Here is a 25,060-nt window from a genome sequence, read left to right on the forward strand (position 1 = left end):
CGGGTGCAACTCATCGTGCGGCCGGAGTCGCCGCCGAGCGCTCCGCCGTCCCGAACACCTTCTCCAGCACCGGCAGGATCGAGGTGTCTTCCTCCGCATTCATGTCTTTCTCCGCGGCGAAATGCCAGTCGCTGTCGCGCGGCACCGGCGTCGAGGCGTCGCCGCGCTGGATCTTGGTTTGCAGGTCGGACAGCGAGCGCGACCAGTAATGGTTGAGGCGCAACAGGTCGAGCACCGGGCGGTCGCCGTCGAACGGGCGGCCCTGCGTATCGATGGTTTCGCCGTGCCAGTATTTGTAGAGATGCACGTTGCGGATGGCGCGGATCCAGCGCGGATTGGCGATGGTCTTGGCGGAGATTTTCGACAGCGGCGATCGCCGGGTGAAGGCGCGGGTGATCGGCACCGGCGGGCGCTGCTCGTGCCCGGCCGAGCCGAAATAGGGCGAGAACACGCCGACCGCCGGCGCGCCCGCGAACCGGCCGAGCACGTCGGTGACCTTGTCGGCGGCGGGCGAGAACAGAAACTCGTCGATGTCGATGAACGCCATCCACTTCGCATCCAGCCGGTGCCGCCTGATGCAATGGCGATACGCCGGCAATTGCCCGACCTCGACCGGCCAGTCCGTCAGCGTCACCAGCCCGCGCGCGATCCACGGCGCCAGCACCTCGCGGAAATCGTCGGTGCTGAAATTGTTGTAGAGATAGAAGTGGCCGACACCGACGCCCTCGTGAAACCGCAACCACTCGTCGAGGAACGGCGCTTCCTCGCGAAAGATCGCGACCACCGCCAGCGTCGGCACGTCGCGCCCGGCGACGGCACGATCGAGCGCCCGGGCGCGCCATACGAACGGCGCCCGCAACCACGTCTTGAAATCCGGCATTGGCGTCCCCCACGGGCCGGCCCATCGATATCGGCAACGCGAGTCCGAGGGCCGTTCGGCGCGTGTTTCAGATCGCCGATCTTGCCAAGTCGCGTGCGCTGCCGCAATCGTTTAACCGCGTGTGCTCGCGCGCTTCCGAATTGCGGCCATAGCGCCGCCGGGCACCGCGCCTCATTCCCGCCACCGCCGCCTGATCTTTCCGGAATCGCAACGTTGTTCTGCTATTCCGAGTGCCATGATCGATCGTGAAGCTGTCGTGTCCCGTCTGCGCCTCGGCGCCGCTGCTGCGCTCGTCGTCGCGGCCGGCGGGCTGTCGGGCTGTGCCGCGATCGGCGACAGCGCGATGTCGCAGGCCTTCGTCGATCCGGCCAAATACAGTCTGTTCAATTGCGAGCAGCTCGGCACCGAGCGCAAGGAGCTCGACAAGCGACTGGACGTACTCACCGGGTTGATGCGCAAGGCCGAGACCGGCGTCGGCGGGGCGGTGGTGTCCGAGGTCGCCTATCGCAACGACTACATCAATTTAAAGGCGCAGTCGCGGCTGGCCGAGCAGACCTGGCGCGACAACAAATGCGTCGAGGCGCCGGCTGCGGCGCCCGCGCCGGCCGGCTTCGGACCCGCCCCACGCGCTCCGGCGCATCCGGGCCGCGGCGCGCGCTGACGCGTCGTCGGAATGCGCCGCGGCTTCACGGCCGCCAGTCGTAGACCCAGCTTTGCCGCGCCAGCAGCCGCTGGCTGCCGAGCGCCTGCATCGCCAGATCGCGCGCCAGCGCCATCGGCCCGGTGAGGTGGTAGATCTTGCCGTTCTGCCGCGCCAGCCGCTGCACCTTCGCCACCCGCGCGCGGCGCGCCTGCGCATAGCGCTGCAGCGCCGCCGGCACGCTACCGCCGGCGTCTGCGCGGTGGCTGTCGCCGAGGCATTGCGCCAGCACCGCGGCGTCCTCGATCGCCATGCCGGCGCCCTGGGCCGCGAACGGCAGCATGCCGTGCGACGCATCGCCGAGCAGCGCCGTCGTGCCCGCGCTCCATGCGCCGCCGTCGGGCATCGCGAACAGCGCCCAGCGCTTCCAGATATCGACCGCGCCGATCAGCTTGCGCGCCGGGGTCGCCCAGCCGGCCGCCTCGAACCGGCTCCTGATCTCGCGCGCCTCGCCAGGGGCGCTCCAGCCCTCGCGATGCCAGTCGTCGGAGACGATCGCGACCAGGTTGATCCGCCGCCCGCCGGAGATCGGATACACCACCAGATGCGCCTGCGGTCCCATCCACAGCTGCACGCCCAGGGGCGCGGCTTGCGGCAGCGCCCGGGCGTCGACCGTGCCGCGCCACGCGATCAGCCCGCTGAAGCGCGGCTGCGTCGACGGAAACATCTGCCCGCGCACCGTCGACCAGATGCCGTCGGCGCCGATCAGCGCCAGTGCCTGTTGCTGCCGGCGCTCGCTGCGGCGGCGATAGCCGACCGTGACGCCGCCGCTGTCGCTGCTGAGATTTTCGAATGCGGAGCCGAGTTGCAGATCGATCGAGCGGTGCGCCTTCACCTCGGCCTCGAGCGCGGATTGCAGATCGGCGCGGTGGATCACCCAATACGGTGCCCCGGCGCGCGCCGCCGCGGAGTCGCCGAGCGGCAGCCGCACCGTGGCACGGCCGCTGCGCGCGTTCATCACCGTCACGGCGTCGGGCACCACGGCGCGCTGCGCCAGCCTGGCGCCGAGGCCGAGATCGATCAGCACGCGGCTGGCATTGGGGGAGAGTTGCAATCCGGCGCCGGCTTCCTCGAGCCGTTCGGTCTTTTCCAGAACGACGACGCGGAAGCCGCGCGCCGCGAGCGCGAGCGAAGCTGTTAGTCCGCCGATGCCCGCGCCCGCGATGACGATGGTGCGCGAAGCCGGCACTGCGCGATCAGGCGACCTTGTCCTTCAGCACGCATTCCGGCGGCCGCGCTTCGCCGGGACCGAGGTCCGGCGCGTAGCGATACAGCGTCGAGCAATACGGGCAGATGATCTCGTTGTCGTTGCCGAGATCGAGAAACACGTGCGGATGATCGAACGGCGGATTGGCGCCCACGCACATGAATTCCTTCGAGCCGATCTCGATCATGGGAACGCCGGCTTCGTTCTGGAAATGTGGAACCACGTGGTCGGACATTCGGCTCACCTTAACTCGCGGCGGAGAGGGCAATCATCACGGTGCAGCGCACCATACCGGCGTCGGCTCCTGATTCCTAGAGCGCGCAGACACGCTTTGCCTGTCGAAATTCGACACAATCCCATGATGTTGGAGAAGCCCTTCTTTCGTTGCATCGGTTGTGTCCAAGTCATGACACCCCACATTAAGGACACAACAAGGGCCGCACCGAATGCGTCTGAAATTGGGCATGGCCAGGAGTTATATGGCCAGGACTAATATGGCCAAGGCGGGCATCGCACTCTGCGCGGTCGCGCTGGTGCTGATGTGGCCGCATGCCCGACAGAGCGCGGCGTTTCTCGCCGCACAGGACGATCCGGCCCGGCTGTCGGACCTGCAGATCGGGGCCGCCTTGCAGCGCGACCCGGACCTGATCACGCGCCATATCACCGATGCGCTGGACGCCCGCGATCCGGATCTCGCCGACAGCCTGGTGCAACTTGCCGCTGCACGAAATATCACGCTTCCCGTCGAACTCACCACGCGCGTCGCCGCGGCGGTGGCCGCTGAGCAATCGGCCGCCGGCATCGCCACCCGCTTCGCGACCGGCCTCGTCACCGGCGAGGCGAAGGACGGCGCCAGCCTGTCCGGCACGGTGGCGGGCGATCTGTTCGTGTTCGGCGACATCCGCGACGTGGTCCGCGAGGGCACCAATCTGGCGACGGGCGCCGACGCCGACCGGGTCGTGCTCGGGCTCGCGGCCGCCGGGATCGCCATCACCGCGGCGACCTATGTCACGCTGGGCGGCGCGGCGCCGGTGCGCGCCGGGCTGACGCTGGTCAAGGATGCGCGCAAGGTCGGCCGGCTCGGCGGGGGGCTGGCGACATGGACCAGCCGCTCGGCGCGCGAGGTGGTCGATGCGCCGGCGCTGCAGCGCGCGGTTGCGGGCTCCTCGTTCAGCCGCCCGGCAGAGACGCTGACTGCGGTCAAGGCGGCATTCCGCGCCGAGAAGGCCGGCGGGCTGATGCGGCTCGCCAAGAATGTCGGCCGCATCGGCGACAAGGCCGGCACCCGCGGCGCGCTCGATACGTTGAAGATCGCCGAAGGTCCGAAGGATGTCGCCCGCGCGGCGCGACTCGCCGAGGCCAAAGGCGGCCAGACCCGCGCCTTCCTCAAGGTCCTCGGCCGCGGCGCGCTGCTGCTCACCACCGGCGCATGGAATTTCGCCTGGTGGATCTTCGGCGCGCTGATGACGCTGTTCGGTCTCGTCACCTCGCTCAAGGCCGGCGTCGAGCGGATGACGCAAGGCTGGATCGATCGCGGCAAGGCGCGGCGCGCGAAGCGGCTGCTGGCCGAGGCGAAGCGGGCGCAACGCGCGCAAGTCAATCCGTCTCCGGTCGCAGCGGCCCTGTCGGTTTCGTAGTTGTCGGGCGACGTCGTGACTCTCTATCCTGCCGCTGTCCACACGACGACCTCACCATCTCCTTCAACAACTCATCGGACGGTCGATGCCGAGCTTTGATCACGGCGGAGTCACTATCGCGTATCTCGACGACGGCGAGGGCGATCCGATCGTGCTCGTGCACGGCTTCGCGTCGAACAAGAACGTCAACTGGGTGTATCCGTCGTGGCTGTCGGAGCTGAAGCGCGCCGGGCGTCGCGTCGTCGCGCTCGACAATCGCGGCCACGGCGAATCGTCCAAGCTGTACGATCCCGCCGATTACGGGCTGACCACGATGGCCGGCGACGTGATCGCGCTGATGGATCATCTGGCGATCGATCGCGCCGATATCATGGGCTACTCGCTCGGCGGCCGCATCACCGCGACGCTGGCGCGGCGGCATCCCGAGCGCGTCCGCGCGGCGATCCTCGGCGGTATCGGCAGCGGCCTGGTGGTCGGCGGCGGGCCGGGCGAGACCGTGGCGCTGGCGCTCGAGGCGCCGTCGCTCGACGACGTCAGCGATCCGGTCGGCCGCACCTTCCGCGCCTTCGCCGATCAGACCCGCTCCGATCGCAAGGCGCTGGCCGCCTGCCTGCGCGGCTCGCGGACGCTGATGAGCGAAGACGAGGTCGCGCAGATCGCGGTGCCGGTGCTGATCGCGGTCGGCACCGTCGACGACGTCGCCGGCTCGGCGCATCAGCTCAGCGGCATGATCCCCGGCTCCGAAGTGCTCGACATCCCGCGCCGCGACCACATGCGCGCGGTCGGCGATCGCGTTTTCAAGGAAGGCGTCGTCGATTTTCTCGGGCGCCGGCCGTGACCGGCCGGGCGGTGGCTTCGCCGGCAGCTTGAACCCGGCGATGCGCTCCCCATGTCGAGTGTCGCAACACCGACAAGGGCAGCCGCCGGCCGGATGAATGTTCGTTGGTAACAATGGGTTAATGGCCGAGCCCGGGATCGCTTGCAGCCGCGCAAGGCGGCGGGACAGCATCGTCGCCGGCGTGCTATAGTGATCGCGGCAGACCAGATCGAGAGAACCGCCATGGTGATGCATCAGATCAATCCGCAATCCGCGAAACTGACGACGCTCGATCCGATCTGGGAGCGGGTACGCACCGAGGCGGAGGACGTGGTCCGCCGCGAACCGGAGCTGGCGTCGTTCATCTACGCCAGCGTGCTGCATCACGACCGGCTCGAAGACGCGGTGGTGCATCGTGTCGCCGAGCGGCTCGATCATGCGGCGCTGTCCGGCGATCTGATCCGCCAGACCTTCGAGGAAGCGCTGCGCGATACGCCGGACATCGGCAACGCGTTCCGCGCCGACATGGTGGCGATCTTCGATCGCGATCCGGCGACCGCGCGCTTCATCGATCCGCTGCTGTACTACAAGGGCTACCACGCCATCCAGACGCATCGGCTGGCGCACTGGCTGCTGCGCCACGGCCGCAAGGATTTCGCCTACTACCTGCAGAGCCGCGCCTCGGCGGTGTTCCAGACCGACATCAATCCCGCCGCCACGATCGGCCGCGGGATTTTTCTCGACCATGCGACCGGGCTCGTCGTCGGCGAGACCGCGGTGATCGAGGACGACGTCTCGATTCTGCACGGCGTGACGCTCGGCGGCACCGGCAAGGAGCACGAGGATCGCCACCCGAAGATCCGCCACGGCGTGATGATCGGTGCCGGCGCCAAGATCCTCGGCAATATCGAGGTCGGGCATTGCGCGCGAATCGCCGCGGGCTCGGTGGTGCTGAAGTCGGTGCCGCACAACATGACGGTCGCCGGCGTGCCGGCCAAGGTGGTCGGCGAGGCCGGCTGCGCCGAGCCGTCGCGCACCATGGATCAGATGCTCAACGCCATCGGGATCTGATCCGCGGGCGTTCTCCCGGCGACTTTCGTCTCGCTGCGATTGCGGTTCGAATCGCGACGTCGGGGCTTGCGGGGAGCGGCCCGAGAACGTACTGACGGCGGCCTTGCTTGCCGCGATCGGCGGCGGACTGCGTGTCCGCCGCGCCCTCGCGCCTTGTTGTCTAGACTGGATTGGAGATCACCGTGGACGTTCAGGAAGTCAGAAAACTCGATGCCTATCTCAAGCGGGTGTTCGGCAATCCGAAAATCCGCGTGGTGCCGCGGCCGAAGAAGGACGATTCCGCCGAAGTATATATCGGCGAGGAATTCGTCGGCGTGCTGTTCGTCGACGACGAGGACGATGATCGCTCGTTCCAGTTCCAGATGGCGATCCTCGAAGAGGATCTCGCCGACCTCGGCTGAGATTACGGCGCGCGCTCGCGCAGTCGATTTGTCAGGAGGCCGCTCAACTCCGTCATTGCGAGGAGCGAAGCGACGAAGCAATCCAGGTCGGTGCTCGGCACTGGATTGCTTCGCTACGCTCGCCATGACGAGCGCGGACGGTGCTAATTGCGCACGGCGTGGAGCTGCGCGGTGAGGCGCTCGATCGCGATGGCGACGTCGCGCCATTGCGTCAGCCATTGCCGGGGAAACCGGAAGGTGAGGTCGGCGCCGTCGATCCGCCGCTCGCTGATACACATTCCCGGGGTCTGCCGGTCGCGGGTGCAGCGCGCCGCGAGCGGCGGCTGTTCGGCGGTGACCAGATCCTCACTGCCATAGGGCGAGCCCTCGGCGAATGGACGAAGCATCAGCCCGTCGTCGGCCGGCTGCGGCGACGGCGTCAGATAGCGCGGATAGATCGTGCGCAGCCGCATCTGCGGGTCGAGCGTGTCGCGATGCGCGGCGATCGACACGAAGATGCGGTCGATCGGATGAAACTCCTCGACGTCCTGCGGCGACGCCCGCTTCGGCCGCTCCGGCGGCGCCAGCGAGGGATACAGGAAGGCGAGATCGACGCGTTCCTGCGGTCCGGAATGGCGCTGGAACTTCACCCGGAACGCCTTGGTGGGGACGTTGAACAGCGTCTCGCCGATGCTCACCGGGGTGCGGTCGGGGTCGCCGACCGGCTGCGCGCGCCAGGTCGGCCACAACAGATACGCCACCGCGGTGATCGCGAGGAGCGAGATCGTGCTGCCGATCGCGACCGGGATGCGATGGCTGCGCCGAGCCGCGGGATAGGCGCGGCGGCGGTAGGAAGCTGACGAAACCGAACTCATTTCAATCAAAACCCGAACGAAATCACATTGAGAGCCATGTGGCAGCGCAGCGACGAATGCTGTCGCGGCGCGAGCGCTATCCCTCGCACGGTCGCGTTAACCCAAACTTAACGATGCGCTGGCGGCCGGGGCCGCATTTTGCGACACTTTTCCGGTGGGGTTTGCGTGAGTGAGACAGTGCCGATGTCGCCGGATGCGTTCAACAATCTGTTCTCGCTCTTGATCGGCTTCGCCGTCGCCGGCGCACTGAGCAGCGGCTATCAGGCGATGCTGCGGCGGCCGGCCGGTTTCGGGCTGCTGCAGCAGGGCGTGGTGGCGCAGAGTTTCGCCGCGATCCCGTTCCTGGTGTTCGCCGCGCCGTTCATCATCATGCGCAACATTCTGCTCGGCCCGCGCACCGAGGGACGCCGCCGCGCCGAATTCGTGATGCTGGCGACCGTGCTCGCCGGCACCTGGAGCATGATGTCCGGCACGGTGCTGCTGATGGCGCTGCACGCCGTCGGCGTGATCGCCTGAAAGCCATTGCCCTTGCGCGCTCGCGTTGCCATGAAAGCTGCGGCAACAGGAGACCGACATGGCGATCTACGAGCTGGACGGGCAGCGCCCTGATCTTCCGCAGGACGGAAACTACTTCATCGCCGACACCGCCACGGTGATCGGCAAGGTGCGCCTGAAGCCGTCGGCCACCGTCTGGTTCGGCGCGGTGTTGCGCGGCGACAACGAGTGGATCGAGATCGGCGAGGGCTCCAACGTGCAGGACGGCTCGACCTGCCACACCGATCCCGGGTTTCCGCTGACCGTCGGCCGCAATTGCACGATCGGCCACAATGTCATCCTGCACGGCTGCACCATCGAGGACGGCGCCCTGATCGGGATGGGCGCGATCGTGATGAACGGCGCCCGCATCGGCCGCGGCTCGATCGTCGGTGCCGGCGCGATCGTCACCGAGGGCAAGTCGTTTCCGGAGAATTCGCTGATTCTCGGCGCGCCGGCCAAGCTGGCGCGGACGCTCGATCCGGCGCAGGCGGCCGCGATGGAGCGGCCGGCGATGTTCTACGCGGCCAATGGCCCGCGTTACGCCAAGGGCCTCAAGAAGATCGGCTGACGCTGCGCTGCATCCGGCCGTGCGAGGTCGGATGCGGCGACGTCAGGTCCCCTCGGATTCGCGGGCCTGCATCGCCGTGGCGACGCGTTCGTGGCCGGCGGCCCACAGCGCATACTCCTCGCTGCCGTCGTGATACGGATTGGCTTCGGCGGGGATGTTCTGCTGCGCGGCGCGCTCGCCCTGGTCGAACGGATCGTCTGCCATCTGGCTGCTCCTTCACTGCTTGCGTTGCGCATTCGACGCTGCCGCGCTCTTGCGCAGCGCGTCGTTCAGATCGATCGGCACGCCGTGCTTCTTCAACAGATCGGCGAACGCCTCGTCGGCGAGCTCCTGCAGCGTGCCCATCCGATCGCGGCCGAGCTGCTTGAGCTTGTCGAAGGTGTCGTCGTCGAATTGGATCAGCTTGCGCATGGCGCGATGTCTCCGCGCAGACAACCCGTCGCCGGCCCGGATCGTTCCCCCGATGCCGCGCACGCCTCAGTCGCGCAGATTTGAATCCGGCCGATCGCCGATCGCCCAACATCCTGCGACAGCCGGGCGCATGCTGCGGCCGGGGCGACTTTGTCCGGATGGAGTGAACGATGTTTGGCAAGGCGATCGTTGCGTTTTCTGTTGCGGCGTTGGTGGCGCTGGCGGCGCCGACCGCGGCTTCGGCGCGCGGCGGCTTCCATGGCGGCGGTGGTTTCCACGGAGGTTGGCACGGCGGCGGTGGCTGGCATGGCGGCGGCTGGCGCGGCGGCGGCTGGCGCGGGCCGGGCTTTGGCATTGGCATTGGGGCCGTCGGCGTCGGTCTCGGACTCGGGCTGGCAGCGCCCTACGCCTGGGGCGGCTATGGCTACGGCTACCCGGCCTATTACAACGGCTACGGCTACAGCGATCCCTACGCCGTCGGCTATGACGACGACTGCTATCTGAGGACGCGGCGGGTGTGGACGCCCTATGGCTGGCGGCTGCGGCGCGTGCAGGTCTGCTACTGATCGATCGCCCGCGACGGTGCGTGGTCCGTGATCGCGCGTCGCTCGATCGAGCCCTTGAAACAGGAGAACCTCCGGCGGGGCATCGCCGGAGGTTCCTGGAGGTCTACATCAACCGTTGAGTTGTGGCTTAGAACGTGCGCTGAACGCGAACGGCGCCCACCACAGTGTCCTGGTCCTTGAACTCATAACGCGCCGACGGCTTGGTGGCGGCCGGCGAGACGTTGCCGGCGGTCACGCCGGAGTAGTTCTGGTCGAGGTGCATCCACATCACTTCGCCCGAGAAGCTCAGGTTCTTGACCGGAGTCCACACGGTGCGGAGGCCGATCTGAGCGATGTTGAAGTTCGGGTTGCCGGTGTAGGTGGTGCCGAAGCCCGGAGCCGCTGCGTTGAGGCCCGCATTGTAGAGCGCTGCGCCGGCGCCGCCGAAATCGACCGACGAGTAGGCACCGAACAGCGAGCTCGCCCAGTTGGCGTTCCAGTTGTGGTTGAACGCGCCGCGGATGCCCCAGGCCTTGACGGTCTGGATCTGACCGCCGGTGCCGAAGACGCCGTCCGGAGAGGACGCGAAGGCGACGCTCTGATACGCGCCGACGGCGCTGCTGCTGCCGTACATGGCGAACGCGTTCGGGCTGGTACCGCCGATCACGTAGCGGGTCGCGCCGTCAGCGTAGGTGGCATCGAGGTTGATCGAGTCACCCTTGCCGGTGGGCAGGTTCTTGAGCGACAGAGCGGCGAGGACCGCGAAGCCCCACTTGTCGTCCGGATGACCGGAGGTCTCGAGGGTCGGGACGTAGTAGCTGGCGCGGATCTGATGCGCGGCGGCCGAAACCTGGAACAGACCCCAGGCCTGATCGACGCGGATTTTGCCGACGATGTCGGGGATCTGCGTGCCGGCGTAGTTGTTCAGGCCCGAACCGTTGCCTGCGAAGTAGGTCGAGGCCGAGCCCGCGAAGATCAGCGGAGTGGCGCCGTTGACGTTGTAGAGCTGCGAAGTGCGGTAGGCGCTCTGGTCTTCGAGCGAGACCGAGCCCGACACGCCGTTGCCGAATTCGGCGGTGTAGCTGACCTGGTTGATGCCGGTCGAGGTGTCGTCGCCGCCGAGCAGGTTCGACGTGATGTTGCCCGGACCGCCGTGCCACGGCGTCGAGAACTGCGAGACCGCCTTACCGAAGGTGAAGCCGGCGAACTGGATGAAGGCGAAGTAGACGCCGAGGCTGCCGCCGGCGACGCTGTCGCTGCCGGTGGTCCAGGTGAAGGTCGAATCGAAGAAGGTGCGCACGACGCCGTATTCGGTCGCGGTGCGGGTGTCGATGTTCACATCGGCGCGCGAACGCATGATGGTGTTGTTCGACAGCCGGTTGCCCTGACCGGCGTTACCGGACCAGGAGGGCGTTTCGGTCATGCCGCCGGCATTGAACGCGTACTCGGCGCGGATGTAGCCGCCGAGCTTGATGCAGGTGTCGGTGCCCGGGATGTAGTAGAAGCCCGCGCCGTAGAGCGAGCAGACCTTCACGTATTCGACCGCCTTCGCCTTGAGCGGAAGATCGGCGGCTTGCGCCGAAGTCGCCATCAGGACGGCCGTGCTGCCCAGCATCAGGCCTTTAACGAAATTCATGTGAAACCTCCAAGTTTGCCGGTTGGGCAATGCCGAGGGGTTTCCAGTATCGGCCCCACGGCGCTGCCCGCGAACCACCCTGAGAGCGCCCGCTGATCCTGCGATGCCGCTCGTCGGGTAGGGACGACTTCGAGGTGCCCCCCTCCGTCGATGACTGACTCGATACATAACAAAGTTAGCTATTGGAAGGACCAAACCACGATGTTGACCCAGCTGCGGCAAACATGTGGCCTTGTCGCAACACTACGTCATGATTCTGTCACGATGTATGATCAGGCATGGCGGACAAGATACAACTCGGTCAAAACCGAGGGACGACGGTGAATTGGCTGAACTCTGAAACAGTTATGGCCATCGCGAGGCGATAGCGCCGGGCGGCCCCTGCAAATGTCTGCAGCAGCCGGTCGACTTTAGTCGTGGTGATCCGCCGCGAATGCCTTATGAAATAACATTCTTCCCTTCGCTAAAGGCGTGGGGGCGAAACAGACGCACGGGGAAACGGCGCGCGATCGGAGGTCCATCGAATGCCGAATCGGCAAAATGCTCGAAAGCTCGCAGCGGCTGACGCGGCGCCCGCCCGGGCGACAGCGGAGAACGATCATCGCCTGTCCTATCAGGTGATCTGGGACTTCGTGTCGATCAGCAACAATCTCGAGGACATGCGCCGCGCCTGGGCGAAGCTGTTCGGCATCAGCGGCTCGCAATGGCTGATCCTGATGGCGATCAGCGACCTCGATCAGGGCAACGGCGTTTCGGTCGGCGACGTCTCCGACAAGATCCACGCGGTCTCGACCTTCGTGACGACGCAGACCAAGATCCTCGAGCGGCTCGGCCTGATCAACCGCGTCAGCTCGACCACCGACGCCCGCGTCGTGCTGATGTCGCTGTCGGAGACGGCGCAGACCAAAATGACCGAACTGAAGCCGCGCTGGGAGGCGCTGCACGAATACATCTTCCGCGACTTCGACGCCGAGGCGCTGCACGACGTCAAGGCCAAGCTCGACATGCTGAAGCGTCGCACCAAGGTCGCGATGCAGCGCGTCGCGGACGACAATTAGCTCTTCCGCTCGTTGCACCGCCGTGTCGCGTTCGCGTCACCGCGCGTGATGAGCGACCGGTCGTGACTTCCCCGAACATCTTGTGTGTGACGACGCTTGCGACCGCCGTCGAACGGGCGCGGGCGCTGCGATCCTGCACGAGTGTGCTTGCAGCGCACGCAGAGCGTCCATATTGCTCGCATCCGCAGGCGTTGCCGACGACGATCGGCTCGTCGAGGTGATGATCGTCACGTCATCCGCCCCCTATGAAAACCAGGATCGGCGCTGTTGGCCTCACCAGAACCGAACCTGCGGTCGCTTTGCGATTGACTGTTGCGTTCCGGGTACGGCCGGTTGGGCCGAAATGAGCTAGTGTTTTCTCGAGATGGAATCACTCGACCCTTGGTTCTGATGGAGGAGGAATTGGCATTGAAGACGTTTCTGTTCGGTACGGCGGCGGCACTCGTGATGATGAGTTCAGCCTCGGCGGCTGATCTGGCGGCCCGGCCCTACACCAAGGCGGCACCGATCGTGGCCCCGGTGTTGACCTGGAACGGCTTCTATATCGGCGGTCAGGGCGGCTATGGCTGGGGCTCGAGCGACGAGACCGTCTTCGCCGCCGCCAACACCCCGGCGTTCTTCGGCTCCCAGAAGTACGACACCAGCGGCGGCTTCGCCGGCGGCGTGGTCGGCTACAACTGGCAGAGCGGCGCCGTCGTGTTCGGTCTCGAAGGCGATTACCACTGGGCGGACATCAACGGCACGTCGTCCGTGATCAATGTCGGCCCGCCGAATCTCGGCGACACCTATTCCACCAAGCTGCGCGGCTTCGGCGACATCAAGGGCCGTCTCGGCTATGCGGCCGGTCCGGCGCTGTGGTTCGTCAGCGGCGGTGCCGCGGTCGGCGACCTCCAGCACCGCTATGACGGTGGCGCTGCCAACACATTCGTGCAGAACAAGACCAAATGGGGCTACACGGTCGGTGCCGGCGTCGAATACATGTTCGCGCCGAGCTGGTCGGCCAAGCTCGAATACAACTACATCGATCTCGGCCGCAGCACGATCCAGTACACCGCCGCGCCGACCAACCGCTCGGAGTGGAAGGACACCTTCCACACCGTCAAGGTCGGCATCAACTATCACTTCAACTGGGGTGGCCCGGTCGTCGCCAAGTACTGAGGTGACCAAGTACTGAGGTGGCCAAGTACTGAGGTCGCCAAATACTGAGCCAAGCCGTCATCGACTGAGCAGGTCGGTCATCGACTGAGATTCAGCCGTTCTGTTGCAGAAAAGCCCCGGCAATCCGTCCGGGGCTTTTTTGCGTTTGGTGCCTCTGAGTACAGGCGGTCTCGACATGGGCCTCGCAGAGCGAGACGACGCAGCCATTCTCGCCCCCAAAAAAGTTGCGGCCAGCCTTGGGGGAGGCTGGCCGCGCACGATCCGATCTGGGACGGGGAGGGGTGGGGATTTGACCGGATCGTGTGTCCCTGTGTTGGTGTTGCCTTGTTGCTGTCGGCGCCTCAGCGTTGCGAACTGGCGGTGGCGACGGCCGGGCGGGAATCGCCGAGTGCGACCCATTCATTGGCGTCGGTCTGCGACTGCCGCTTGACGAAGCGGTAGCCGGTCTCGGTCCAGGCGACGACCTCCTCGTTCTGGTTGTCGAGGACGAACTCGCCCTTGTCGGTCTTCACCGTCAGCACCGCGTGGCCTTCGTTCTTCTTGTCGCGGACCACGGTGATCAGCAGTGCCTCGCGCGGCCAGCCGGCGGCGATCAGCATCTTGCGCTTCAGCAGCACGTAGTCCTCGCAATCGCCGTAGCCGTCACTGGGCAGCGACCATTTCTCGATCACGCCCCAATGGTCCATGTCGGTCAGCGGCTTGATGGTGTCGTTGACCCAGCTGTTGACCTTGAGCAGATCCCGCCACGCGGTCTGCGTCAGGACGATGTCGCGCGCCTGGCTGCGTCCGCTGCGGCAGTCGCCGGGATTGTCGGCGCAGAATTCGATCCAGCCGATCGGTGCGCGCGTCGTATCGCCGATGCTGGCGTAGCGAACCTTGTCTCCCGCTTGTGCCGCTGCCGTCATGGTGACGACCGCCGCGGCAATGATCAGTCCCGTCCGCAATCCCCTGCTAACAAACATTGTGGCCCCCGTTTTCTTGTTGGGACCATCTTTTCCACAAACGATTTGCGGGGCCGCTAAATCAACTAAGTAAAGTCGAGGCGAATACTAATCAAACTGAGGGCGTATTCGATTTATACTTGAATCGAATTTGTATAAAATTCGACACGACTGCAATTGATTCAAATTTGAACGATTAAGCCGGAAGTCGCCGCGGCGCCGGGGTTTTCGCGATCGGCATGGCGGCGGATTAACCATCGCGGCGCGCCGGCGTGCGCAGGCGTACGGCGGCGAAAGCCGCGTTGGGAGGCGGTGGCGGGCGATCAGGGGGCGGCCGGAGCGCCGCGGGCGTTCACTGCGTAGTAACGCTGTCTTCGAGCGTGTCTTCGTTCTGCTCGTGGACGAACTCCAGCGCGAAGCCGTCGTCGAGGTGGCGGACGACGCGGGCCGCGACCCGGCCGAGCAGCACCTGCGTGTCGGTCGGCGGCCGCTGCTCGGCGGCGATCGCAGCTCCCGAGCGCGACATGTCGATGATCCGGCAGGTCATGCGGCTGCCGTCTTCGAGCGTGAGCACGGAGATCGGGTTGCGCGGCACGATGCGGTCGTGGCGGCGGTCCTCCGGCAGATTGAGGATGTCGCGATTGGCGAGCCAGGTGAGCTGCGCCGCGAGCTTGTCGCGCTTGCGCGGCGTGGCGCCGACGGTCATCGCGAAGCCGTTGTCGATGATTCGCGTGATCTTGCCCTCGACGCGGCCGATATGGTCGAGATAGGCGATGACGCGATCGCCGACATTGCCGATGCCGGGCGCCAGCATCGCCAGCCCTCCCGGCGACATGTTGATCACCTGACAGGGGAACTCACGGCGGTCCGGCAACATGTAGCGGCCCAGCAGGTGGATTTTGACGCGCTGGAATCGACGCCGCTCGGCGGTTGCCGGCTGTATGGTTTGCTTTTGCAACAACACGGGAGTCCGCTGTCCGGCCGGAAACGAAATATTCCGCAACCGTAGGATGCTCAGGGTTAACGACCCGTTAGCATTCGCGGCAGATGGCAGCCGGCGGCGAGGATTCGACCACCTCGCGCAGCTTTCGCGCGAGGTCCGCCTTGCGGTACGGCTTGGTCAGGATCGCCAGATGCTCGCGGCCGTGGCTCCGCCCGGCGATCGTCTCGAGCGCGTAGCCGGAGGTCAGCAGCACCCTCAGATCCGGCCGTCGGCGCGACGCGGTCTCGGCGAGCTCCCAGCCGCTGATGCCGCCGGGCATCACGACATCGGTGAACAGGATGTCGAAATGGGTGTCGTCGTCGAGCGTCTGCAGCGCGCCTGCGCCGTCGGATGCGGCGATCACGCCGTAGCCCAGGCTGCGCAGGCACATCACCGCGTAGGACCGGACGAACGGATCGTCCTCGACGATCAGCACGACTTCGCCGCGCGACGCGAGGCGCTCCACGGAGTCCGGCCGCTCCGGGCCGGTCGGCCGGCCGGCGGCGACCGCGGGGAGATACAGTCGCACCGTGGTGCCGAGCCCGGGCTCGCTGTAGAGCGAGACGTGGCCGTTCGACTGCTTGACGAAACCGTACACCATGCTGAGTCCGAGGCCGGAGCCCTTGCCGACCTCCTTGGTCGTGTAGAACGGCTCGAACACGCGATCGAGCACCTCCTTCGACATTCCCGAGCCGTTGTCGGTGATCGCGATCAGCACGTAGTCGCCGGGACGGACGTCCTGGTTGAGCGATTGATACGAGGCGTCGAGCGTGACGTTGGCGGTGGTGATGCTGAGCCGGCCGCCGCCGAGCATCGCGTCCTGCGCGTTCAGCGACAGGTTGAGGATCGCGGATTCGAGCTGCGCGGGATCGGCGAAGGCGGCGCAGAGCTCGGCCCCGAACGCGATGTCGATGACGATGTCTTCGCGCAGCGTCCGGCGCAGCAGATCGTGCATCGACGAGACCAGCTCGTTGCAGTCGACCGCGACCGGCTTCAGCGTCTGCCGGCGGCTGAACGCGAGCAGGCGCTGCGTCAGTTCGGCGCCGCGCTGGCCGGCGCGGCTGATCTCGCAGGCCAGCCCGCGCAGATCCTGCCGCGCCTTGAGCTGGTCGGCGAGAAATTCGGCGTTGCCGACGATCACGGTCAGCAGGTTGTTGAAGTCGTGCGCGATGCCGCCGGAGAGCTGGCCGACGATCTCCATCTTCTGCGCCTGCGCCAGTCGTTCTTCGGTGTGCTTGCGGTCGGTGAGGTCTTGGATCGCGACCACGAACACCGGCTCGCCGTCCTGCACGGTCGTGCCGGCAGACAGCTCCATCGGAAACGTCCCGCCGTCGCGGCGCAGCCCGGTCATGCCGCGGACGGTGCCGATCCGGCCGTGCTCGTCGGCCTGGTTGCCGCGGCGAAGGAGCGATTGGATCGCGTCGGCGTTCGCCGCCGGGGCCAGCATCGAGATGTGCCGGTCGATCACCTCGTCGGCCTGGTAGCCGAACAGCCTGCGGCAGGCGAGGTTGAAGGTCTTGATCCGGCCGAGCCGGTCGGTGAGGATCACGCCGTTGTCCACGGTCTGGATCAGCGTCGCGACGCGCGCGTCGGCCTCGCGGATCGCGCGTTCGGCGCGACTCTGCTCGGTGATGTCGCGTTCACGCACCGTCGCAACGATCGACGCGGCATCGGCGGCCGAGGCGGCCGTGGCCAGCGTGACGGTCAACGTGGTGCCGTCCCGGCGCCGGGCCTGCACCTGCGACCGGAGTGCCGGCTGCTGCCGCCAGTCCGGAATCAGCGTGGCGACGTCTTCGCCGAGCGCCTCGCGGGCCGACCAGCCGAACAGCCCCTCGCAAGCGGGGTTGAACAGCGCGATGCGCTGATGGCGATCGACCAGGAAGATGCCGTCGGGGGCCGCATGAACCAGCGCCCTGAGGAGTGAAGCACTGGCATTGTCGAAGCTCATCGTTTCGTCATCGCGTCTGTGCGGGTGGACTTCGCGTGTCTCGCGACATTGCGTGCTTGTCGGCGTCATGTGCGTATCGCGTCGTGTGTGTCGCGTCGTGTGTATGTCGCGTCGTTGTGGTGGCGCTTCGTTCAAATCGATAAAAAAATACAGCGTCGCCTGCGTGTCGACGCGGAGGGTCGGAAATATCGACCAGCAATCACGGCCGCCGCTGCGTGCACGAATCTGGTCTCGGTACAGACTTCGTCACTTGTCGAGACATGTCTGCCACAATTGCGGAATAAGCAAGCTGCTATCCCCGATTGTTATCAGAACGGCGAATATCAGCATCGTCACGAGAGCAAGTTGATACTTGCGAGCATTGCGGATCAGACGGCGAGGATGCGTGAGGCGCGTCGGTTTGACGCTGATCGGTTCCCGCTCGTCGGAACGGTGGCCCGGCTTCGGTGATCCACGCGCAGCGGGTTGTTTGCGTTGCAGCAACGGGACCACCGGCGCGGCCGACAACCTGGCACAACGGAACCAATCGGCGCCTGCATGTCCTGGTCGAGACCCCGGATCATCCGCTGCTGCGCCGAGGCGTGGGCAGCGACAAACTGCCGCTGACACAGGACGGCTCGCGTCAATGTGCGGCGTGCGGCGCGGGAAACGTGGCGCCGACCGCCATCGCCGGTGCCGGGCAGGGTTGCCCGGCCCCCGCCAGGACTGTTACAAATCTCTGATATCGAAAGACTAATCGATTGCGCGACGGCGGCGTCGCGGACCGCGGACAGCTGTGCTGGCCGCGCCCGGCCCTCGGTTCCGAAGGGCGCGATGCCGCGTCGCCGGTTCGGATTTTTTTTCGACTTGAGCCAGATCAACGCTGCCATTGGCTCGTTCGATATTGCACACTCGAATTAGGAGAGTCCTCATGGCACACAGCGACGACAGCGGATCCTCGCGCGCCGACCTCGCCAAGCAGGTCGATGCCGAAGAAGAAATGCGCGTACTCACCGCTCTGATCGGCTGCATCATGGTCGCCGAGGATGCCGGTGGTCGAGATGATGGCCGAACCTCGCTGCGGCATCTGACGCCGCCGATGGCGTCGCGCGGCCTCGGTTCTCCGGTCAAGCGCGCTCGCGCGGCATCGTGAGTAGTCGTACGAACTGGACTTTACCGCTCAACGGCTCGAAGAGTTGTCAGGCTTGCTCCCCCCGAACGGGACGGCGCGGAACTTGGGAACTCATCGGCCGGACCGTGTGATCGAGCGCGGCGTCTCGGCCTTGCCGGGGCGGCTGTGATGGTGACAAGTCTCCAATCACCGAACGATCTGCTGGCCGCGCTGCCGTCGGCGCAGTTCAATCTGCTGCGGCCGTATCTGCGCACGATGGTGCTGGATTTCGGTCAGGTGCTGATCGAGGCCGGCGCTCCGGTCAGGCAAGTGATCTTTCCTCACAGTGGCATCGTGTCGACGCTGGCCCGGCTGCAGCGCGGCGAGACCATCGAAGTCGGCGTGGTCGGGCGCGACGGCGTGGTCGGCGCAACCAGTGCGCTGTTCGGCGTGCCGTCGTCGTGCGCGGCGGTCGTGCGATTTTCCGGCGCGGCCTCGGCGATCGACGCCAGCCATTTTCGCGCCGTCGCCGAACTCAGCCCCGCATTGCGCGAGGCGTTGTTGCGCGATCAGTCGAGCCGCACGATCAAGGCCGAGCAGACCGCGGCCTGCAATGCCGCGCACACCGCGGAGGCGCGGTTGTGTCGGCGGCTGTTGCAGTCCCGCGAGATGGCCGGCAGCGACTGCATGCTGCTCAGTCAGGATCTGATGGCGCAGATGCTCGGCGTGAAGCGCAACACCATCTCGCTGATCGCGCATGGGCTGCAGCAGCAGGGTCTGATCCGTTACAGCCGCGGCCGGATGGCGATCCTCGATGTCGAGGGGTTGATCCGACGCTCGTGCGAATGCCGAAGCGCGGACCGGGTGCCGGTCGCGGTCCTGCCGCTCCGGAGCAGCGCGACGGTGGTGATGCAGCGGCCCGCACCCGGGTCCGAATTCGGCCAGGCTCAGCGCAGCCCTTCATAGACGATCAGCCCGCGCGCCACTTCCCATTTGCGCAGCACCCGCGGCCGCAGCCGGCGGGACTGCCGGCCGAGCGTGCGCCAGGTGGTCAACCGCAGCGCGCCGAGTTCGCCGGCGCTCCGGGGTCCGAGCGGCGCCAGCAGCCCGGTCATGGTCAGCGGCGTGTGCAGCCGGGGCGCGAACGGCAGCAGCAGCAATTCGAGATGGGCGACCGCGCCGGTGGGCGACGACGACGTCACGCCGGCGACCAGCGCCAGCGACTCGTCGGCGACGACCCCGAGAATGTCCTCGCAGTCGCGACGGCTGTCGACGCCGAACAGGCCGGGCAGGCTTTCGCCTTTGAGATCGCGGCCGAGCAGGGCGTTGAGCCGGGTTCCGGCGACGCGGAACGGGTAGCCGGCCGCGGCATCGCTGGACAGCACGAAGATGTCGCCGAGCAACTGGCGGACGGCGCCGGGCTCGACATCGCTGCGATCGGGCGCCGGCGCGTCGCCGCGCTGGCTGTCCCAATATGCAAAGAATGCGCGGCTCGACGGATGCTTCATGCCTGTCCCTGACCCGCGCCGGGCGCGTCCCGGGACAGGTCTGTCCCGGTGCCGCGCGTCGCGGGCCCCTGAATTGTTGTGCAGGAGGGGCAGTGCAGCGTCCATGCCGGAAGCCGGCGGCGCCGCCGTTAACCCCCGCTTTGTCGCGTTAAGGTTAAATTAACTATGCGGTTGTGGTCGGCGGCGGCCGGGCTAGAGTGGGAACGTTCTTGGCGCGCGGGTGTTCTCCAGGCATCCGGGCGATGAGTTACGGGGTGGCTGCCAAAACAGACCGGTCGTCGCGGGGATCACCGCCGACAGCACCGGCAGGATCGAAGGGAGGGCTTCTCGGGCCCTCCCTTTTTTCGTGGCGCTGGCTGCAAGTCCTGGCTGCCGAGTTCTGGCTGCAAGTCCCGGCTCACAAGTCCCGGCTGACAGGTCCTGGCTGACAGATCCCGCCGGCGAGGGCCGCCGGACGGCGGCGCGGCGACGCCCGGCTTGCACCGTCTGGCCAAGCCGCTTATGGGATCGCATCGCCTCCGGGCCGCGCCGCGGCCGGGCGCTCGTAGCAGGTCGTTCACGTTGGATTCGTCGCCCGAAACGCAGCCGCTGCCGCCGTCGCCGCCGGAGCCGCCGCGCGAACCGATCCTCAACCTGCCGCGCGCGCTGACCGCCTATGTGGCGCTGCTGGCGGTGATCCATCTGCGCGTGCTGCTGCCGCCGGACATCGACTACTGGACCATCGAGATGTTCGGCTTCATCCCGAAGCGCTACGACGCCACGCTGCTGTCGGCGCCGTTTCCGGGCGGCACCGGCGCCAAGATCTGGACCTTCGTCACCTATTCGCTGCTCCACGCCAATCTCAGCCACATCTTCTTCAACGTGCTGTGGCTGCTGCCGTTCGGCAGCGCGCTGGCGCGGCGGTTCGGCGCGGCGCGGTTCTTCCTGTTCATGGCGGTCACCGCGATCGGTGGCGCGCTGGCGCATCTTCTCACTCACGCCCACGAGATCGCGCCGATGATCGGCGCCTCGGCTTCGGTGTCGGGCGCGATGGCCGCGGCGATCCGCTTCGCCTTCGCCCGCGGCAGCTTCCTGTCGTTCCGCAGCGGCGACGCCGACGCCGCGGCGCGGGTGCCGGCGCAGCCGCTGCTGCGGGCGCTGCGCGATCCGCGGGTGATCGCCTTCCTGGCGATCTGGTTCGGCATCAACATCATCTTCGGCGTCGGCTCGATCGCGGTCGGCAACGAAGGCGCCAGCGTCGCCTGGCAGGCGCATATCGGCGGCTTCTTCGCCGGCCTGCTGCTGTTCTCGCTGTTCGACCCGGTGCCGCGCCGCGCGCCGGCGGTGATCGATCCGAACTAATCGTCCATCCGCGACCCTCGACCGTTGCACTGCGGTCGCTTTGCTGCGCTGCAAGCAGCACGGCGCGGATTCGCCTCATTTGTTAGTTATGATTTGCAACTGGCTCGGGCCGGGCGCAACGTCGGCGATGCCGTCGTGATCGAACCACGCTGACTGCTGATCGAGTTACCAAACAGAGCCGCCTTCCAACAGAGGCGCGCCATTCGGGAGGCGACAATGACAGTGCGAGCAATCCTGGAAGCCAAGGGCCGTTATATCTACAGCGTCGAGCCGGACGAGCGATTGTCCGCCGCGATCAGGACGCTGGCCGAGCGGCGCGTCGGCGCAGTGCTGGTGATGCGTGGCGCCCGGCTCGACGGCATTCTGTCGGAGCGCGACATCGTCAAGGTGCTGGCCGATCGCGGCGCCGATGCGCTGGACGGTCCGGTGCACGCGGTGATGACCCGCGAGGTCGTGACCTGCGCGCAGGGCGACACCGTCGGCGAAATCATGGAAGTGATGACGTCGCAGAAGTTCCGGCATCTGCCGGTGCTCGAGAACGAGCGCGTCGTCGGCCTGATCTCGATCGGCGACATCGTGAAATGGCGGCTCAACGAATACGAGCACGAACAGCAGGCTCTGCACGATTACATCAAGAGCGCCTGATTTTTTTCGCCCGTCATTCCGGGGCGCGCCTGCATCCCGGGGGGCGCCTGCAACGCTCCACGGTCATTCCGGGGCGCGCCGCAGGCGCGAACCCGGAATCTACCGTGTCTCCTGTCAAGTCAGTGATGCGCCTTTCCATGGCTGTCCGGACCTCAGAACGGCATTGGCGAACACGACGAGCCGGCGGAGCACGGCGATGAGCGCAACCTTCACTGGCTTGCCGTCGGCGATCAGGCGTTCGTAGAACGGTCGCAGGATTTTGTTGTGCCGGCTGGCGGCGACGGCCGCCATGTAGAGGATGTGTCGGACGGCCGCGCGGCCGCCGCGGATGCGGGCCGGAGCGGTCATCGTACCGCTTTGGCGAACGAACGGCGCCACGCCGACCAGCGCTGCGGCGGCTTTGTTGTCGACCCGGCCGAGCTCGGGCACCATGGCGATCAGGGTCGTCGCCGAGGTGACGCCGATGCCCTTGATGGTGGTGAGGAGGCGTTGGGCCGCGATCAGGTCGGCGCTCTGGCGGAGCAGGGTCTGCATCCTCTGCTGGAGCAGTTTGTCTTCGGCCCGAAGCATGTCGAGGTGCTGCTCGATCGCCTGCCGGATCTCGGCGAGCCGCGTCGTCGCCAGCCGGCAACTCTCGGCGTGGATCATCTGTTTGAGTTGGTCACGGCGGCTGGCGCATTCATGAAGCGCCTCTCGGACTGGATTTTCCTCGAGTTCGACGTGATCGGACTTGCGACCACGGATTTCGTCGGGACTCGCCGCATAGGCAGCGAGCAGGCGCGCGTCCGACGTATCCGATTTGGCCTTCTGACCGATCAACGTGCGATACGCCGCAAACCGCGAGGTGTGCACAATCTCGACCGGCAGACCCGCTTGGCGCAGCGCCTTGACCAGCGGCTTCTCGTAGCCGCCGGTCGGTTCGACCGCGATCCGCGTCAACTGCGGCCCGGCGACAAGACGCTGAACCAGCTCTGCGATCGCGTCCGGGCGGTTCGCGTAATGAGCGCGACCGCCTCGATGCCATGCCACGTCGAGGCTCGCGCCGCCGACGTCGATGCCGATGAAGATGTTGTCCGATGAGGGGGAGGCTGTCATGATGTCCCTGCCTTGTTCCACGAGGCAAGGCCGGCGCCTGGATCGTCTATCGTGCGGCCAGCACTTACTACCGTCCGGGTGTCCGGCCTTTCCGACCAAACGAGGCGGGGAACGAGATTCCGACGGTCGCCAACGACCTTCCCGAGAACTCGTTACGCCCGCCCCAAGACCTCTTAGGCTATCCCGAGGTCACCCGAGACTTACGATCCCGAGATTCAGGCCGCCGATTGTCGGCGATCCCCCGCGGCGAGATTCCGGGTTCGCCCGCTGCGCGAGCGCCCCGGAATGACTCGTTGTTGGCTCGGTGTCACGGGACGCCGGTCATGCGCGCCTGCAACGCTCCACGGTCATTCCGGCGCGCCGCAGGCGCGAACCCGGAATCCGAGATTCAGGCCGCCGACTGCCGACGATCCCCCGCGGCGAGATTCCGGGTTCGCCCGCTGCGCGAGCGCCCCGGAATGACTCGTTGTTGGCTCGGTGTCATGGGACGCCGGTCATGCGCGCCTGCAACGCCACGGTCATTCCGGGGCGCGCGCAGCGCGAACCCGGAATCCCGAGATTCAGGCCGCCGACTGCCGACGATCCCCCGCGGCGAGATTCCGGGTTCGCTCGCTGGTGCGAGCGCCCCGGAATGACTCGTTGATAGTTCGGTGTCATGCACCCCGGTCATGCACGCCGGTCATGGCCGACGGTTTGCGGACCGCCTGCGACGAGCGCCTCACGTCTCGCGAACGCCTCACGTCTCGACCGGCACGTCCACCTTGGCGCCGTGCGGGGCGGCTTCCTCGATCGCTTCGCGGATCGAGTCGATGGCGCGTTCGGCGGCGCGCGCGCCGTGGGCGATCATCTCGTCGGCGCGGTGGAAGTCGAACCAGCCGATCCGACCGACCCGCGGCGAGATCAGCATGTCCGGCGGATCGCCGGCGAGCCTTGCGCGGGTGATGCGGTCCTGCATGATGTTGAAGGCGTCGACCATCACCTTGGAGATGCCGGGACGGTTGCCGCTGCCGAAGATCTCCTGCTTGATCAGCTTCTCCGGCGAGAAGAATCGTCCGAAGCCGCGTTTCGGCTCGGGCTCCGGCGCCGGCTCGATCACCTCGTCGACCGCGCCGTGCGAGAAGATCGTGGTGCCGTGGCCGAACACGTCGCTCGAGACGTTGGCGGCGATCACGATCTCGGCGCCGAGCGCGCGCGCCGCCGACACCGGCACCGGATTGACCAGCGCGCCGTCGACCAGCCAGCGGTCGCCGATCAGCACCGGCGAGAAGATGCCGGGCAGGGCATAGGAGGCCCGCACCGCGTCGACGATGCGGCCATGCGTCAGCCAGATCTCGTGGCCGGTGCGCACTTCGGTCGCCACCGAGGCGAATTTCTGCTTGAGGTCCTGGATCAGGGTCTGGCCGAGCGTGGCTTCGAGCTGGGCGGCGAGCTTGCTGCCGCCGATCAGGCCCGAGCCGTTGAGGCGGATGTCGAGATAGCCGATGATGTTGCGCGGCTGCAGTCCGCGCGCCCATTCTTCCAGCGTGTCGAGATGGCCCGCCACATAGGCGCCGCCGACCACCGCGCCGATCGAGGTGCCGACCACCACGTCCGGGGTGATGCCGTGGTCCAGCAGGGTGCGCAGGATGCCGATATGGGCGAAGCCGCGCGCCGCGCCGCCGCCGAGCGCCAGGCCGATCACCGGCCGCCGGATGGTGTCGAGGCCGACCTTGGCTTGAAGCGGTCCTTGGTTGGGCGGGCTGCTCTGCCCGCGACCGATCAGATTTTCCAGCATGGTTGCCTCCTCGAACCGCTCCGGCCTGGCTGACGCGGCCGGTGCCTGCGCGGTGTAGCCCAGTGGCGATTGAAGCGCGATCAAACGATCTGCCCAAATCGCTTCGCAGTGCATGATTAATGTCTGCGGATGCCCCGACTAGGGGAAAATCGTGACAATGCCGCGAAAATCATCGTGATCTCGCCGCGGCCCGGCGTCGCTCCGGTCGCGCGACGCGCAGGCTTGAATTCGCCGCGTTTTCAGTGAAAACCAACAG

Annotated in this window: 27 protein-coding genes; 14 read left to right on the forward strand and 13 right to left on the reverse strand. The window is 66.7% G+C overall.

Annotated elements, in window-relative coordinates; genetic code table 11:
* Window positions 1-10: 10 nt before the first annotated feature.
* Window positions 11-880 (reverse strand): glycosyltransferase family 92 protein, encoded by an 870-nt coding sequence (locus RPB_RS10710; RefSeq protein WP_011441023.1) that lies wholly within the window; start codon window positions 878-880, stop codon window positions 11-13.
* A 256-nt stretch (window positions 881-1,136) separates the two neighbouring features.
* Here RPB_RS10710 and RPB_RS10715 point away from each other — a divergent pair, with 256 nt between their 5' ends.
* On the forward strand, window positions 1,137-1,541 hold the full coding sequence (locus RPB_RS10715) for a twin-arginine translocation pathway signal (RefSeq protein ID WP_433993731.1): 405 nt from the start codon (window positions 1,137-1,139) through the stop codon (window positions 1,539-1,541).
* Window positions 1,542-1,566: 25 nt separating this feature from the next.
* Here RPB_RS10715 and RPB_RS10720 read toward each other — a convergent pair whose 3' ends face one another.
* Together RPB_RS10720 and RPB_RS10725 are read right to left on the reverse strand one after the other, a co-directional pair.
* The gene (locus RPB_RS10720) at window positions 1,567-2,769 is read right to left on the reverse strand and encodes an FAD-dependent monooxygenase (protein ID WP_011441025.1); all 1,203 of its coding nucleotides are present in this window, start codon (window positions 2,767-2,769) and stop codon (window positions 1,567-1,569) included.
* Between the two features lie 7 nt (window positions 2,770-2,776).
* A complete protein-coding gene (locus tag RPB_RS10725; RefSeq protein ID WP_011441026.1) occupies window positions 2,777-3,022 on the reverse strand; it encodes a zinc-finger domain-containing protein in 246 nt (81 codons plus the stop codon).
* Between the two features lie 211 nt (window positions 3,023-3,233).
* Between RPB_RS10725 and RPB_RS10730 the strand changes: the two genes are divergently transcribed.
* From RPB_RS10730 to RPB_RS10745, 4 genes are all read left to right on the forward strand, one after another.
* Window positions 3,234-4,424, forward strand: a complete 1,191-nt coding sequence (locus RPB_RS10730; RefSeq protein WP_011441027.1) for a hypothetical protein — start codon at window positions 3,234-3,236, stop codon at window positions 4,422-4,424.
* A gap of 85 nt (window positions 4,425-4,509) precedes the next feature.
* The gene (locus RPB_RS10735) at window positions 4,510-5,262 is read left to right on the forward strand and encodes an alpha/beta fold hydrolase (RefSeq protein WP_011441028.1); all 753 of its coding nucleotides are present in this window, start codon (window positions 4,510-4,512) and stop codon (window positions 5,260-5,262) included.
* Window positions 5,263-5,484: 222 nt separating this feature from the next.
* Window positions 5,485-6,312, forward strand: a complete 828-nt coding sequence (cysE, locus tag RPB_RS10740; protein WP_041798670.1) for a serine O-acetyltransferase — start codon at window positions 5,485-5,487, stop codon at window positions 6,310-6,312.
* Between the two features lie 182 nt (window positions 6,313-6,494).
* Complete coding sequence (locus tag RPB_RS10745; protein ID WP_011441030.1) at window positions 6,495-6,713, forward strand: DUF3126 family protein; 219 nt, start codon at window positions 6,495-6,497, stop codon at window positions 6,711-6,713.
* Between the two features lie 143 nt (window positions 6,714-6,856).
* Here RPB_RS10745 and RPB_RS10750 read toward each other — a convergent pair whose 3' ends face one another.
* Window positions 6,857-7,567, reverse strand: coding sequence for a hypothetical protein (locus RPB_RS10750; protein WP_011441031.1), 711 nt, complete (start codon window positions 7,565-7,567; stop codon window positions 6,857-6,859).
* 183 nt (window positions 7,568-7,750) lie between these two features.
* On the opposite strand from RPB_RS10750, the gene RPB_RS10755 reads away from it, so the two are divergent.
* The gene (locus tag RPB_RS10755) at window positions 7,751-8,083 is read left to right on the forward strand and encodes a DUF6949 family protein (protein ID WP_011441032.1); all 333 of its coding nucleotides are present in this window, start codon (window positions 7,751-7,753) and stop codon (window positions 8,081-8,083) included.
* A gap of 58 nt (window positions 8,084-8,141) precedes the next feature.
* Complete coding sequence (locus RPB_RS10760) at window positions 8,142-8,672, forward strand: gamma carbonic anhydrase family protein (protein ID WP_011441033.1); 531 nt, start codon at window positions 8,142-8,144, stop codon at window positions 8,670-8,672.
* Between the two features lie 42 nt (window positions 8,673-8,714).
* Here RPB_RS10760 and RPB_RS24875 read toward each other — a convergent pair whose 3' ends face one another.
* Complete coding sequence (locus RPB_RS24875; protein WP_011441034.1) at window positions 8,715-8,876, reverse strand: hypothetical protein; 162 nt, start codon at window positions 8,874-8,876, stop codon at window positions 8,715-8,717.
* A gap of 12 nt (window positions 8,877-8,888) precedes the next feature.
* Window positions 8,889-9,083 carry a hypothetical protein gene (locus tag RPB_RS10765; RefSeq protein ID WP_011441035.1) on the reverse strand — a complete coding sequence of 65 codons (195 nt, stop codon included), beginning with the start codon at window positions 9,081-9,083 and terminating at the stop codon, window positions 8,889-8,891.
* 170 nt (window positions 9,084-9,253) lie between these two features.
* Between RPB_RS10765 and RPB_RS10770 the strand changes: the two genes are divergently transcribed.
* Window positions 9,254-9,649 (forward strand): hypothetical protein, encoded by a 396-nt coding sequence (locus RPB_RS10770; RefSeq protein ID WP_011441036.1) that lies wholly within the window; start codon window positions 9,254-9,256, stop codon window positions 9,647-9,649.
* Window positions 9,650-9,776: 127 nt separating this feature from the next.
* On the opposite strand, the gene RPB_RS10775 is transcribed toward RPB_RS10770, so the two are convergent.
* Window positions 9,777-11,264, reverse strand: coding sequence for a porin (locus RPB_RS10775; RefSeq protein ID WP_011441037.1), 1,488 nt, complete (start codon window positions 11,262-11,264; stop codon window positions 9,777-9,779).
* Window positions 11,265-11,788: 524 nt separating this feature from the next.
* Here RPB_RS10775 and RPB_RS10780 point away from each other — a divergent pair.
* Both RPB_RS10780 and RPB_RS10785 read left to right on the forward strand, forming a co-directional pair.
* On the forward strand, window positions 11,789-12,322 hold the full coding sequence (locus RPB_RS10780) for a MarR family winged helix-turn-helix transcriptional regulator (protein WP_011441038.1): 534 nt from the start codon (window positions 11,789-11,791) through the stop codon (window positions 12,320-12,322).
* Window positions 12,323-12,730: 408 nt separating this feature from the next.
* A complete protein-coding gene (locus tag RPB_RS10785; RefSeq protein WP_041798671.1) occupies window positions 12,731-13,480 on the forward strand; it encodes an outer membrane beta-barrel protein in 750 nt (249 codons plus the stop codon).
* Between the two features lie 341 nt (window positions 13,481-13,821).
* On the opposite strand, the gene RPB_RS10790 is transcribed toward RPB_RS10785, so the two are convergent.
* The 3 genes from RPB_RS10790 to RPB_RS10800 all read right to left on the reverse strand — a co-directional run bounded on the left by RPB_RS10790 (window position 13,822) and on the right by RPB_RS10800 (window position 17,351).
* Window positions 13,822-14,442, reverse strand: a complete 621-nt coding sequence (locus RPB_RS10790) for a transglutaminase-like cysteine peptidase (RefSeq protein WP_011441040.1) — start codon at window positions 14,440-14,442, stop codon at window positions 13,822-13,824.
* Between the two features lie 331 nt (window positions 14,443-14,773).
* Window positions 14,774-15,385, reverse strand: a complete 612-nt coding sequence (locus tag RPB_RS10795) for a PilZ domain-containing protein (RefSeq protein WP_011441041.1) — start codon at window positions 15,383-15,385, stop codon at window positions 14,774-14,776.
* Between the two features lie 67 nt (window positions 15,386-15,452).
* Window positions 15,453-17,351 carry a hybrid sensor histidine kinase/response regulator gene (locus RPB_RS10800; RefSeq protein ID WP_041798193.1) on the reverse strand — a complete coding sequence of 633 codons (1,899 nt, stop codon included), beginning with the start codon at window positions 17,349-17,351 and terminating at the stop codon, window positions 15,453-15,455.
* A 910-nt stretch (window positions 17,352-18,261) separates the two neighbouring features.
* Here RPB_RS10800 and RPB_RS10805 point away from each other — a divergent pair.
* Together RPB_RS10805 and RPB_RS10810 are read left to right on the forward strand one after the other, a co-directional pair.
* Window positions 18,262-18,483 (forward strand): hypothetical protein, encoded by a 222-nt coding sequence (locus RPB_RS10805; RefSeq protein WP_011441043.1) that lies wholly within the window; start codon window positions 18,262-18,264, stop codon window positions 18,481-18,483.
* Window positions 18,484-18,630: 147 nt separating this feature from the next.
* Window positions 18,631-19,407, forward strand: coding sequence for a Crp/Fnr family transcriptional regulator (locus RPB_RS10810; RefSeq protein WP_011441044.1), 777 nt, complete (start codon window positions 18,631-18,633; stop codon window positions 19,405-19,407).
* On the opposite strand, the gene RPB_RS10815 is transcribed toward RPB_RS10810, so the two are convergent.
* Window positions 19,389-19,949: a PAS domain-containing protein gene (locus tag RPB_RS10815; protein WP_011441045.1), complete on the reverse strand. Its 561-nt coding sequence runs from the start codon at window positions 19,947-19,949 to the stop codon at window positions 19,389-19,391. The genes RPB_RS10810 and RPB_RS10815 overlap by 19 nt on opposite strands.
* Before the next feature lie 561 nt (window positions 19,950-20,510).
* Between RPB_RS10815 and RPB_RS10820 the strand changes: the two genes are divergently transcribed.
* Both RPB_RS10820 and RPB_RS10825 read left to right on the forward strand, forming a co-directional pair.
* Window positions 20,511-21,290: a rhomboid family intramembrane serine protease gene (locus RPB_RS10820; protein WP_041798194.1), complete on the forward strand. Its 780-nt coding sequence runs from the start codon at window positions 20,511-20,513 to the stop codon at window positions 21,288-21,290.
* Between the two features lie 216 nt (window positions 21,291-21,506).
* On the forward strand, window positions 21,507-21,935 hold the full coding sequence (locus RPB_RS10825; protein ID WP_011441047.1) for a CBS domain-containing protein: 429 nt from the start codon (window positions 21,507-21,509) through the stop codon (window positions 21,933-21,935).
* 114 nt (window positions 21,936-22,049) lie between these two features.
* Here RPB_RS10825 and RPB_RS10830 read toward each other — a convergent pair whose 3' ends face one another.
* Together RPB_RS10830 and RPB_RS10835 are read right to left on the reverse strand one after the other, a co-directional pair.
* Window positions 22,050-23,030 carry an IS110 family transposase gene (locus tag RPB_RS10830; RefSeq protein ID WP_011439741.1) on the reverse strand — a complete coding sequence of 327 codons (981 nt, stop codon included), beginning with the start codon at window positions 23,028-23,030 and terminating at the stop codon, window positions 22,050-22,052.
* Between the two features lie 736 nt (window positions 23,031-23,766).
* Entirely contained in the window at window positions 23,767-24,804 is a 1,038-nt protein-coding gene (locus RPB_RS10835; RefSeq protein ID WP_011441048.1) for a patatin-like phospholipase family protein, read from the reverse strand.
* Between the last annotated feature and the right edge of the window lie 256 nt (window positions 24,805-25,060).

Origin of the sequence: Rhodopseudomonas palustris HaA2, from assembly GCF_000013365.1 — a bacterium.
Lineage (GTDB): Bacteria > Pseudomonadota > Alphaproteobacteria > Rhizobiales > Xanthobacteraceae > Rhodopseudomonas > Rhodopseudomonas palustris_J.

Bases quoted from the DNA above. Each gene is read 5' to 3' on its own strand.
- RPB_RS10710 (WP_011441023.1), bottom strand. From the start codon at position 880: ATGCCGGATTTCAAGACGTGGTTGCGGGCGCCGTTCGTATGGCGCGCC.
- RPB_RS10725 (WP_011441026.1), bottom strand. From the start codon at position 3,022: ATGTCCGACCACGTGGTTCCACATTTCCAGAACGAAGCCGGCGTTCCC.
- RPB_RS10730 (WP_011441027.1), top strand. From the start codon at position 3,234: ATGCGTCTGAAATTGGGCATGGCCAGGAGTTATATGGCCAGGACTAAT.
- RPB_RS10735 (WP_011441028.1), top strand. From the start codon at position 4,510: ATGCCGAGCTTTGATCACGGCGGAGTCACTATCGCGTATCTCGACGAC.
- cysE (WP_041798670.1), top strand. From the start codon at position 5,485: ATGGTGATGCATCAGATCAATCCGCAATCCGCGAAACTGACGACGCTC.
- RPB_RS10750 (WP_011441031.1), bottom strand. From the start codon at position 7,567: ATGAGTTCGGTTTCGTCAGCTTCCTACCGCCGCCGCGCCTATCCCGCG.
- RPB_RS10755 (WP_011441032.1), top strand. From the start codon at position 7,751: ATGTCGCCGGATGCGTTCAACAATCTGTTCTCGCTCTTGATCGGCTTC.
- RPB_RS10760 (WP_011441033.1), top strand. From the start codon at position 8,142: ATGGCGATCTACGAGCTGGACGGGCAGCGCCCTGATCTTCCGCAGGAC.
- RPB_RS24875 (WP_011441034.1), bottom strand. From the start codon at position 8,876: ATGGCAGACGATCCGTTCGACCAGGGCGAGCGCGCCGCGCAGCAGAAC.
- RPB_RS10765 (WP_011441035.1), bottom strand. From the start codon at position 9,083: ATGCGCAAGCTGATCCAATTCGACGACGACACCTTCGACAAGCTCAAG.
- RPB_RS10770 (WP_011441036.1), top strand. From the start codon at position 9,254: ATGTTTGGCAAGGCGATCGTTGCGTTTTCTGTTGCGGCGTTGGTGGCG.
- RPB_RS10775 (WP_011441037.1), bottom strand. From the start codon at position 11,264: ATGAATTTCGTTAAAGGCCTGATGCTGGGCAGCACGGCCGTCCTGATG.
- RPB_RS10780 (WP_011441038.1), top strand. From the start codon at position 11,789: ATGCCGAATCGGCAAAATGCTCGAAAGCTCGCAGCGGCTGACGCGGCG.
- RPB_RS10790 (WP_011441040.1), bottom strand. From the start codon at position 14,442: ATGTTTGTTAGCAGGGGATTGCGGACGGGACTGATCATTGCCGCGGCG.
- RPB_RS10800 (WP_041798193.1), bottom strand. From the start codon at position 17,351: ATGAGCTTCGACAATGCCAGTGCTTCACTCCTCAGGGCGCTGGTTCAT.
- RPB_RS10805 (WP_011441043.1), top strand. From the start codon at position 18,262: ATGGCACACAGCGACGACAGCGGATCCTCGCGCGCCGACCTCGCCAAG.
- RPB_RS10810 (WP_011441044.1), top strand. From the start codon at position 18,631: ATGGTGACAAGTCTCCAATCACCGAACGATCTGCTGGCCGCGCTGCCG.
- RPB_RS10815 (WP_011441045.1), bottom strand. From the start codon at position 19,949: ATGAAGCATCCGTCGAGCCGCGCATTCTTTGCATATTGGGACAGCCAG.
- RPB_RS10825 (WP_011441047.1), top strand. From the start codon at position 21,507: ATGACAGTGCGAGCAATCCTGGAAGCCAAGGGCCGTTATATCTACAGC.
- RPB_RS10830 (WP_011439741.1), bottom strand. From the start codon at position 23,030: ATGACAGCCTCCCCCTCATCGGACAACATCTTCATCGGCATCGACGTC.
- RPB_RS10835 (WP_011441048.1), bottom strand. From the start codon at position 24,804: ATGCTGGAAAATCTGATCGGTCGCGGGCAGAGCAGCCCGCCCAACCAA.